This window comes from Candidatus Aegiribacteria sp. (genome assembly GCA_021108005.1).
GTDB lineage: Bacteria > Fermentibacterota > Fermentibacteria > Fermentibacterales > JCC-6 > Aegiribacteria.
Window position 1 is genome coordinate 1 of record JAIORS010000213.1, and the last position, 10,088, is coordinate 10,088.

Genomic DNA, 10,088 nt, shown 5'->3' on the forward strand with positions numbered 1-10,088 from the left:
GGAACAATACCGCAAGTTTCGGATAGACTCGAATCGGATTTAGTTTGTATAAATTCAGGGCTCCTGACATCATATAGCTGATCTTCCTTTTCAGACAGTGTGATCTTTCTGGTGAATCACACTGTCCCTTTATGTTATTCTTCATTCAAGCATTGACATATTCCTTGTCTGAGCACGCACTTCAAGAGCTTGCTTCTGTCTTAACAGTAATCGCAGGATTACCTTTTCAAGCCTCAATTTCCAGTAAGGATATTGCTGTTTGCCCCTTGACATTACGTTACAAATTCGTAATATATAATGCGAGTCAAGGAGGTTACAATGGTTCTTCAAAATCAGCTTTCGCTTCTTCCACAAGGTGCCAGAATTCTTAGCGATAGTCTGGCTATCTGCAAAGAAAATGAGAAGACAGTATTCTACAATTCCTCTGGTCCGATATTCACATATCGCGAAGGAGACAAGGTCAGTTTACGTATGGCTGAAGCCATGTTCTGTGAACTTGGTCTGGTCAGCCCATCAATTCTTGCAAAGGCACTGGGTGTTCACCAGAGTACGGTGTTCAGGAACAGGAACAAGTATAAGCAAGAAGGGGCCTCAGCTCTCAAGGATCGCACGAGATCACGCAAGCCACACAAATTGACAGATAATCATTTACCTCATGCCCAGAAGCTTCTGGACAAAGGGTTCACCAATGGGCAGGTTGCCGAAGAATTCGGAGTTGTAGAGGGAACGATACGGCATGCGATCAAGAAGGGACGACTTCATAAAGCGGCCTCTATATCAGGCGGGAAGCGCAGAACTGTTTTATTGAAACGTCCCCGGGAACGTTCTGATGAAGACAGGGGATGTCCTTCCGGTGTGGCTGTTAAACGGAATACTGATCGTTTACTGGCCAGTTTAGGCAAGATCAATGAAGCGGAGCCGCAATTTGCTGCTGCAGAAGCAGTGCCGATGGCGGGAGTACTACTTGGGTTGTCAGCCTTGCTGGGTCAGGGATTACTTGATACGGGCAGGAAGGTATATGGAAGTCTCAGTAACGGGTATTTTGGTCTCCGCTCGACACTTCTGATGTTAGGGTTCATGGCACTGTTGCGGATAAGAACTGCGGAGCAGTTGAGTGGTTACGCACCAGGAGAACTTGGATTGATACTCGGGCTTGACCGTGCCCCTGAGGTTAAAACGATTCGGAGAAAGCTCAGGGAGATGGGTGAACGGGGCTTGGCTTCTGAGTATGCTTCCGAACTCACCCGTCACTGGGTGGAAGATGATCCTGACAGATTGGGTTATCTGTATGTGGACGGTCATGTCCGTCCCTATCACGGCAGGAAGCACATACTGCCGAAGACATTCGTTCCGCGTCGCCGTCTCTGTATGCCGGCCACCACGGATATATGGGTGAATGATCGCAATTCAGATCCACTGTTCCACGTAACCGCTCCGGTCAACGACGGTCTTTTATCCATGATGGATGAGAAGATACTTCCGGAGGTTCGCACGCTGGTTGGAGATTCACGCCGTGTCACGATGATATTTGACCGTGAAGGTTGGAGTCCCACGATTTTTGAAAAGTGGTACAGATCGGGGTTCGATGTACTGACCTATCGCAAGGGGAAGTATGATGACTGGTCTGATGACTGCTTCACTGATGTGAAGATGAAGGCATCAGGTAAAGAGGTTACCTACAGACTGGGTCAGCGATCCATACTTCTTGGTAAGAAGTTCTGGATGCGTGAGGTTCGACGCCTTTGTGACAATGGGCACCAGACCTCGGTGATGACAACCCGTCAGGATATTGGGATAAAGGAAGTAGCTGAGCGGATGTTTGCACGGTGGCGTCAGGAGAACTTCTTCAGGTATATGCGTCATGAGTTCAACTTGGATCATCTCTGGACATATGATATTAAGGTAGTTGATCCTGAGCAGTTGATAGCGAATCCTGAAAGGAAGAAGTCAAAAAAGAAGCTTACAAAGCTTCGGAATGATCTCGGAAAACTGCAGAGAAAGTATGCGAAACAGGTTCTGGAGAACTCACGGAACAATTTGAGTAATGAGATTCAGAAGAAACTGGAGGATGAGATCCAGGCTCTCGAGCAACAGTGCTGTGAACTTAAAGTAATTATCAAAGGGCTTCCAGAGTATATAGCAGTGAAGGATCTCCCGGTCAGCAAAAAGATCGTTGCGCAGGAGCGGGAACGTAAAGTACTCACTGACGCAGTCAAGATGGTGGCATATCGTGCGGAAACAGAACTCGTGAATATGATAAGGCCTTTTTATGCTCGTCATGAAGATGAAGGGCGCAAGTTCCTCAAGACTCTTTTCCAGTTGCCTGCGGATATTATACCTGATGAAAAGGGGTTGAGTCTGATTGTGCGCTTACACAGCATGGCGAGCAGAAGGCACAATAAGGCTCTCAAGGCTCTTTGTGAGGTAGTGAACACGGAAGAAATCTGTTACCCCGGCACTGATCTTCGCATTGTCTTTGATGCTGAATGAGTTGTATTATATTTTACGCGATGTCAGGAGCCCTGAAATTAGTAACACTTCGAGTTTCACAACATACGAGGATACATACGAGCCTTGGGAGAAACCACTGTCGAGGTTGTATAACCGGACACTCAGGCCTCCTCTGGGAGGTTCATGTAGATGAATTCGGCATACTTGCATGGTCACTTGACCCGCCCGATGGATACCAGAAACTTTACACTATGCAACTCGCCGGGCAGTAACAGCAGGCAAAGGAAAGCTCAAAATAGACTGAGCTGACCGGTATCAAGCGGATCGTAGACAGGTATTGAAGTGGAAATACCCATGCCGCGGCATTTCTCGGTGAAAACAGCCTCCAATTGTTCCGCGTTTTTGCTTCTGCACAGGTACGAGCTGCCGAATAACTTTCTGTACTTACTGCCCATCCCCGGGAGGAGTTTTTCAATTTCCCGCAGGAAGTACTCCCGCTGGCGATCGCGAAGAGTGACGCCGAATGAGGCGATTATATACTCCGCTCCGTATCGGGAGGCCTGTTCAACTATTCCATTCAGGTTGTCAATTGAATCCGTTATAAGAGGCAGAACCGGCATGAGCGTGATCCCTGCATGAATACCGCGGCTGGAAAGCTCGCGAATGGCTTCGAACCTTGCCTCTACCGGAGGAGAATATGGTTCTATCCTGCCGGCAAGAGATCTGTCAATTGTGGTTACCGTGAATGTAACCGCGGAATAGACATCGGCAATCTCTTCAAGGATATCGATATCTCTTAGCACAAGATCGCTTTTTGTTATTACGTGAACCGGAAAGCGGTTCCCGGCTATTACTTCAAGTGCCCTGCGCGTATGGCGGATGGTCCTTTCCGCCGGCTGATACGGGTCGTTCATTGATCCTGTGCCTATTGTTCCTTTTACTCTGAGGCGGGGCAGCTTATCACTTAGAAGATCGATGGCGTTATCCTTTACCAGCACTTCTTTATCGAAATTCTCTATTCCGTAGCATTCACTGCGAGAATCGCAGTATATGCATCGGTGCGAGCAGCCTCTGTACAGGTTCATGTTGTACCGGAGACCGAACCATGTGTCCGGCTGACTGACCCTGTTGAGTATGCTCCTGCACCGGACATGTGATATCATGTTAGAACTGCTCTCACGGCTTTGTCATCTGTTCGCACAGTTTCGTGAACAACTGAAGAACATTTCATTGTCAGCTAAACATATGTTTACATTCCGGAACAGTCAACACGAAGATCATTTCTATTTCTCAAAAGGCGACAGATAGCCGCGTTCGCTTTTCACAATTGGAACTCCGGAGCCATATATCGTCAGTTCGGCTTCGAAACTGCCGCTATTTATCCATACGACGAATCGTCCTCCGGCAAACACATCAAGATTGTAATTTATTGATTCGGAACCATCATCTGTCTCTTGACCATTGATAGATCCTGGTTCAATTGTCACCGTTTGCCCATCTTCGGAAAAGACTATATCATATTGAATATCTTCATTTGTCTTTATGTAATCATTTTCCTGAAGACCATCCATTGGAAGTTGCTCGTTTGGTATTCCAAGAACTCTATCAACCTCCATCACGAAACAGTTTCCATCAAGCAAAGAAAAATCATCAACGTATTCATCGTCCGAGACGGCAGCGTCGCAACCTGCCAGAAGTATTGAAAAGCCCGAGAATACTACTATGCACCTGACCAGCTTCATTGTTATACCCTTACTTCCCTTTCAATCACGAATCAATCGACTCGATGACGCTTTTCTTGATTATCTTTTATTGAAGTTAGCAGTATTACCGCAAAAGGGCAACCTGTATATCAAATCGAACCTTTGAAGCATTCGTGGGTTAATAGAGTGTAATGCGGAGGAAATATATGGAGACAAGATCGGACGAAGAACTGGTAAGAGCCGCTCAAGCTGGTGACATTTCCGCTTTCAACGATCTGGTAAGGCGCTGCCGGACGGGGATAGTAACGGAATTGACCGGCCTGACGGGCAATATCCATGACGCGGAAGATGTCGCTCAGGAAGCCTTTCTAAGAGGTTATCTTAAGCTATCAACCCTGAGGGCACCGTACAATTTTGGGGGTTGGGCACGACAGATCGCCAGGAACATAGCCCGTAACCGGCTAAGCAGAAATCCAAGGTTTGTTGTTCTGGATGAGCAGCGTTTCATTGATGAATACAGTGATGCTGTGGATTCTGGCGGCGATGATACCGATTCTCAAGCGGAACTGGCTCTGCTTGCCCTGTCCAGGCTGTCCTCGAAGTTACGGGAAACCTCACGGCTGACCTACCTCTCCAGTTACTCTCAAAAACAGGTTGCCCGGCGACTCCGCATTCCCCTGGGCACGGTAAAACGCCGCCTCTGGGAAAGCCGGGCGAAAATGAAGAAAGAGGTGCTGAATATGTCGAGAATAGGAAGAAATGCGGAAAAGGTTAAATTAGTACCGGACATCAAAATAGAGGAGCTACCTGATGAAGTCATGGAAATTGTCAGTACAGGGCCGGGGTTATATTTCGGAACGGTTCTCAAAGAGGGTCACCTGGAGGTTTGCCGATTTTTCGATTATCCCGGGGGAGTTCTGACACAAACCGTTCAGACCCAGGTAGTCCGAAAGGTGAATGTCCACGGTAGAGAGTGCTACGAAGTGCTTATTGAGCATTCCGATTGCGAGCCTCCCGAACCTAATATTCTTGATTACTTCAACGTTACCGATCAGGGATTTGACTGGGTTATGAGGGTAACGGCAGATGATACCTATCCACTGACAAAGTTCATGAAGGAGGGGGAAGAGTTGTTCCCTTTATCCTATTCGTGCGGGGAAAACAAGGATTACATTGCCCGTGTGGTAGATCTGACCATCGGTGACAAGTTGTACGGTCACTGCCTGGCGGTTTTCTGGGCGTGGCAGGATGGTACGCCGGCAGAAAGCTTCTACAGCTCGGACGGCAGGCAGGTACTGCATCGAAGGTATGTTGGTCCTGAAGCCTCCGAATCACACAATTACCGGTATGCCAACCTTAAGGATGAGGAGAGAAAAACCTTCGGAGGAAAAGAATACCGCCTCTGGTACGATACTGTTTTAGTGGAATAATTAGATAATTTAATCCATCGTAATTAAGGAATTGGCTCCGGTTACGGATAACTACATAATCGGAGTCATTTCTACATTCCGCCGTTTCCATACTGTCCATGATAAATGGCAGATGAACCTGACAGAATCTGAAGCTCGCAGACGAGCGGATATCTACATGTGTTCCATGCCTGCATGGAATCAGACCAGTCAATGATCTGAATAATTGTCCGGGGCAGCGTTTGCCATACCATGAAGCTATGGGAAGTTCCCGGGTCTTCATCCGAGCCCCTGGTAATGGCCTGCGAACCTTCACTGCATTGACAGGACAAGACTACCCTCGGTATTAATTTCTTCAGATAGGAAACATGCCTGGGATAATTTTGTTGTTGCTGAACGGATGTTCAGAAAACATGACTGAATAGGGCATGCTGAAGCATTATTCAATGCTGCGTTCCCTGTGGCTTGAAATCACGCTTCATATCGGTCAGTAATAGTATATTTTTATGTATGGTGCCGTTAAAGCAGAGATAGAAATAAATAAAGGAGTAAGAATGGGTAAACTAAAATTAATCAATAATCAATTAGTCAGCAAAGAGGGATTATCGAAAAAAAAATTAATACTACTCGATGAACTGCGGTTACTGTATGTTTTCTTTCCGCCCACACTAAAATCGTGGTTTGTGGTCTCATCCACGTCCAATATTCAATGGCTTAATCTTGATGCCTTATCTGCTGATGAGATAGAGAGATTCTCATCTGATTATGACCAGTTGATCAAGGAAGAAAAAGGTTTTTTTCTGAGTGATATAAAACTGATTATGGCTGACTTTCATAATAATTATTCAATATTCACATTGAAGGATTTTAAAAAAGCGGGTATCAATATTTTTAGCATTTTACTGAGTTACAGGACTGAACGCTTGCAGCGATTACACCAGTGGCTGCAAACAGATCCTCAAGTGCAAATGGTTGGTGTCATGAGTCAGAAAGCCTTGGTAAATTCCAGGGGATTCAGACGAGGAAATAAGGTTCTGGATTGGGATGATCTGGAAACATTAAAGGTAAATACAGCTAATCTGAGTACATTTCTTTTGCTCATCCCCAAAGGAGTCAGTACCGGTATGTTCAGTTTTAAACAATACAAGTATACCATTGGAATATCGGAAAAGAAGAAGGAGTATTACGTGGCAGAATGTGATTTCTGGCACAGTATGGCTAAGGATTCAAATATCAGGAATTAAGAGATAGGGAGATCATGAATATGAAGTTTACACTCAGATCTGTTCTTCCTGCCGCAGTCGCAATGCTGCTTTGTACTGCACCCGCAGGAGCAGGGACTTATTACGTCTCCCCCACCGGTAACAACGGATACAGCGGCACCAGCCCCGATTCAGCCTTCGCGACTCTCCAGTACGCGGCCGATATAGTTACAGCCGGAGACAGCGTTCTTGTGCTGGATGGTGAATACACAGGTTTCGATCTGCGAACCAGTGGCTCTCAGTCGTTACCCATCGTCTTCGCGGCGATGTATGACAATGCGGTAATCAATCAGCGGAATTCCGTTACACCTGATGGCATCAACATCGAAAACGCGGGATGGATCATTATTGACGGATTCAAAGTGACAGGGCTGCCACGCAACGGTATCAGGGTTGCCGTATCGTCAAACGTCACGGTCAGGTACTGCCTCTGCGAATATTGCGATTCCCGAGGGATATTTACCGGTTTCGCCGACTGGGTTACTATCGAACACAATGAATGCTGCTATACCGTTACAGAGCACGGCATCTACACATCCAACAGCGGTGATCACCCTGTTATCCGTTTCAATCACAGCCATCACAACAACGGCTGCGGTATCCATATGAACGGTGACCTCAGCGCCGGAGGAGACGGCATCATCTCCGACGCCATCGTCGAAGCAAACATCATACACGACAACGGGCAGAGCGGCGGATCGGCCATCAACTGCGACGGAGTAGTTGAATCTGTCATTTTCAACAACCTTCTTTACAATAACCACGCAAGCGGCATAAGCCTTTTTATGATAGACGGCGCTACAGGATCACACGATGTCGATGTTTATAACAATACAATTGTAATGCCCGACGATGGCAGATGGGGAATCAACATCAACACCGGGTCTACAGACGCAGCGCTTCGCAACAACATTATCCTGAATGCTCATTCATGGAAAGGCAGTATAAAAATCGATGCCTCATCCATATCCGGATTCACCAGCGACTACAGCATCCTGGAAGACCGGCTCAGCATTGACGGAGGAAGTTCTGTTATCACACTTCTGCAATGGCAGGCTCATGGCTTCGACATTCATTCCCAGGTCTGTTCGAACTGGAACGATCTTTTCACGAACTGGCAGCAACATGACTACCATATCACCTATTCCTCTCAGGCAACGGACACCGGAACAGACGAAGTCCAGTCAATAGTGCTGTTCGATCTGGATGGGATTACAAGACCACAGGGAACAACGTGGGACATAGGTTCCTACGAATACAGCTCGACAGGTATCGATCCGGCCCTCCATTCGACTCCGCAGCCCGGACATGTATCATCTCCGGGCATGATTACCTTTATTGAACTGCCGTCCGGCTCGAGTGTAACCGTCTTCGATCTTTCCGGTAGAAGAATCACACGGCTCTGGGAATCGGAAGGTCAGGTTACCTGGAACACAGGCAGAGTACCAAGCGGGATCTACCTTTACATGATAATCAACAGTGAAAACAACCATATATATGGAAACAAAGCGGTGATTTTCAGAAACTGATAAAGAAGAGAGGTTGGACAATGAAAATACGCCAGATGTCGACCTTCAGTGAAAGGGATACCATCATGAAGGGAACAGCACAGGTAATCGCCTTTCTATTGATAGTTACGACCGCATCCCTCGGTTCTGAGATCCTGTTATTCGAAGATTGCGAGGATACAGCTTTTACAGAGTGGTTCCTTGAACGAAGCATAGGCACTTCCTACTATTGGGAAGAGCTTATGTCGGAACTCACCAGATCGGACGAAACTCCCGTAAGCGGTAACTACTGTATGACATACGATCCGTGGACAACGGGCAATCCACACGCGAATGAAGGTTTTCCGGTAACTCACGGAAACACAGGCGGATTCCTGTTCGACAATGTCCATACTTCAACATACTACTTCAGGTGGCAACAGAGATGGCAGACCGATATCAACTATACCGGCACTATACAGAATAAGAATATCTATATCGGTTACGGTGAGTGGGGTGGCGACTTCGTGTTCGTACTGGCTAAAAACGGTGACGACAACTTCCATATAACCATAAGAAGCAATCCTGGATATACGATCACATACAACCGCTGGCTCACATTCTCCGGTGGAAATCTGGATAACATGGAGTGGCACATGATGGAAGTTTATCTTGATCTTGGGACAACCGGTCCAACCGGAAGCTTCTTTGTCAGGGTTGATGGTGTTTACGTGGCCGATTCATCCAACGTACACTTCAGAGACGAAATCAACCAGAACAACGGTGTGGCTCTCAGAACTGTGGGATGGCCTTCAAATCTCAGTGGTGGTACGCCAATCGGGAATGGAAGAACCTGGCTCGACGATATGGAAATATGGGATGGTCTGCCGGAAACGGGAATATCAATCGAAGATGACAGGTCATCCGCCACCGACGCGGAACCGACTGCTTACAATAGCGGAAATACTGTGATTTTCAACAATCTGAATCAGGGCGATCGTATCAGCGTATTCGATATCACCGGAAGATTGATTCATAACTACGGCTGTATTTCGGAATCGGTTCACCAGTGGAACGTGATTTCCAACCCGAACGGAATCTATTTGTTTGTAATCGAATCAGATGATGGCTGCAGTAGAACCTCTGGAAGCATTGCCATAACAAGATAAAAGCAGAATATCAGTGGAGGAAGAGGGAAACAGGCTTATCAGTTACTACGATGCAACCGTAGAAGTATCAGTGAACAGTATTCCTTTCGATACATTTACAGCTGATGGTTCCGGCTGGATTGCTTTTGATTATACAGATGGTTTTTCACAGGATACTGTAACAATTGAATTGGAAGTAATATCAACTGCTGTCGAGGAGCCGGAGGTAATTGAGTATGATCGGACTTGAGTTAGCAATTACTCTGGCGATAACGAATTCAATTCCCGCAGAGATAGTGATTGAAGCGGATCAGGTGGTGGGTTCGTTTGACTCAATGCTGGTCTGTTCCGGAGACGAAATCGTACAGGATCTGACCTATTCCGGGCTTGCAGATCTGGTTGATTCTACCGGAACGCCGCTGCTTCGAATGGGTGGCATCGCGGCCGAGTACTACGATTGGGAGGCCGACAACTACAACGGTATTCATTACATCGATGTTGGTGAGCTTCTTGTCCCTGTCCCTCTTGAGAACAGCCTTGACAACCTCTTGCTGTTCTGCAGACAGACAAATGTAACACCCATATTGACAGTGAATTACCAGATCAACGATCCGGGCAAGGCTGCCAG

10 protein-coding genes are annotated in these 10,088 nt (G+C 46.8%); 8 read left to right on the forward strand and 2 right to left on the reverse strand.

Annotated features, from left to right (window positions below):
• The first annotated feature begins 318 nt into the window (after positions 1-318).
• Together K8S15_13265 and K8S15_13270 are read left to right on the forward strand one after the other, a co-directional pair.
• The gene (locus K8S15_13265) at positions 319-2,490 is read left to right on the forward strand and encodes a helix-turn-helix domain-containing protein (GenBank protein ID MCD4777005.1); all 2,172 of its coding nucleotides are present in this window, start codon (positions 319-321) and stop codon (positions 2,488-2,490) included.
• Positions 2,487-2,723 (forward strand): hypothetical protein, encoded by a 237-nt coding sequence (locus K8S15_13270; GenBank protein MCD4777006.1) that lies wholly within the window; start codon positions 2,487-2,489, stop codon positions 2,721-2,723. The genes K8S15_13265 and K8S15_13270 overlap by 4 nt, the downstream gene beginning before the upstream one ends.
• An 18-nt stretch (positions 2,724-2,741) precedes the next feature.
• Here the strand turns inward: K8S15_13270 and K8S15_13275 are convergent, their stop codons facing one another.
• Together K8S15_13275 and K8S15_13280 are read right to left on the reverse strand one after the other, a co-directional pair.
• Entirely contained in the window at positions 2,742-3,614 is an 873-nt protein-coding gene (locus K8S15_13275) for a radical SAM protein (GenBank protein MCD4777007.1), read from the reverse strand.
• A gap of 120 nt (positions 3,615-3,734) precedes the next feature.
• A complete protein-coding gene (locus K8S15_13280; GenBank protein ID MCD4777008.1) occupies positions 3,735-4,193 on the reverse strand; it encodes a hypothetical protein in 459 nt (152 codons plus the stop codon).
• A 167-nt stretch (positions 4,194-4,360) separates the two neighbouring features.
• Here K8S15_13280 and K8S15_13285 point away from each other — a divergent pair, with 167 nt between their 5' ends.
• From K8S15_13285 to K8S15_13310, 6 genes are all read left to right on the forward strand, one after another.
• A complete protein-coding gene (locus K8S15_13285) occupies positions 4,361-5,584 on the forward strand; it encodes an RNA polymerase sigma factor (GenBank protein ID MCD4777009.1) in 1,224 nt (407 codons plus the stop codon).
• Between the two features lie 533 nt (positions 5,585-6,117).
• Positions 6,118-6,807: a hypothetical protein gene (locus K8S15_13290; protein ID MCD4777010.1), complete on the forward strand. Its 690-nt coding sequence runs from the start codon at positions 6,118-6,120 to the stop codon at positions 6,805-6,807.
• 20 nt (positions 6,808-6,827) lie between these two features.
• Entirely contained in the window at positions 6,828-8,354 is a 1,527-nt protein-coding gene (locus K8S15_13295) for a right-handed parallel beta-helix repeat-containing protein (GenBank protein MCD4777011.1), read from the forward strand.
• Between the two features lie 20 nt (positions 8,355-8,374).
• A complete protein-coding gene (locus K8S15_13300; protein ID MCD4777012.1) occupies positions 8,375-9,481 on the forward strand; it encodes a T9SS type A sorting domain-containing protein in 1,107 nt (368 codons plus the stop codon).
• Positions 9,482-9,494: 13 nt separating this feature from the next.
• Positions 9,495-9,710 (forward strand): hypothetical protein, encoded by a 216-nt coding sequence (locus tag K8S15_13305; protein ID MCD4777013.1) that lies wholly within the window; start codon positions 9,495-9,497, stop codon positions 9,708-9,710.
• On the forward strand, positions 9,697-10,088 hold a 392-nt coding region (locus K8S15_13310), incomplete at its 3' end, for a hypothetical protein (GenBank protein MCD4777014.1). The genes K8S15_13305 and K8S15_13310, both read left to right, overlap by 14 nt.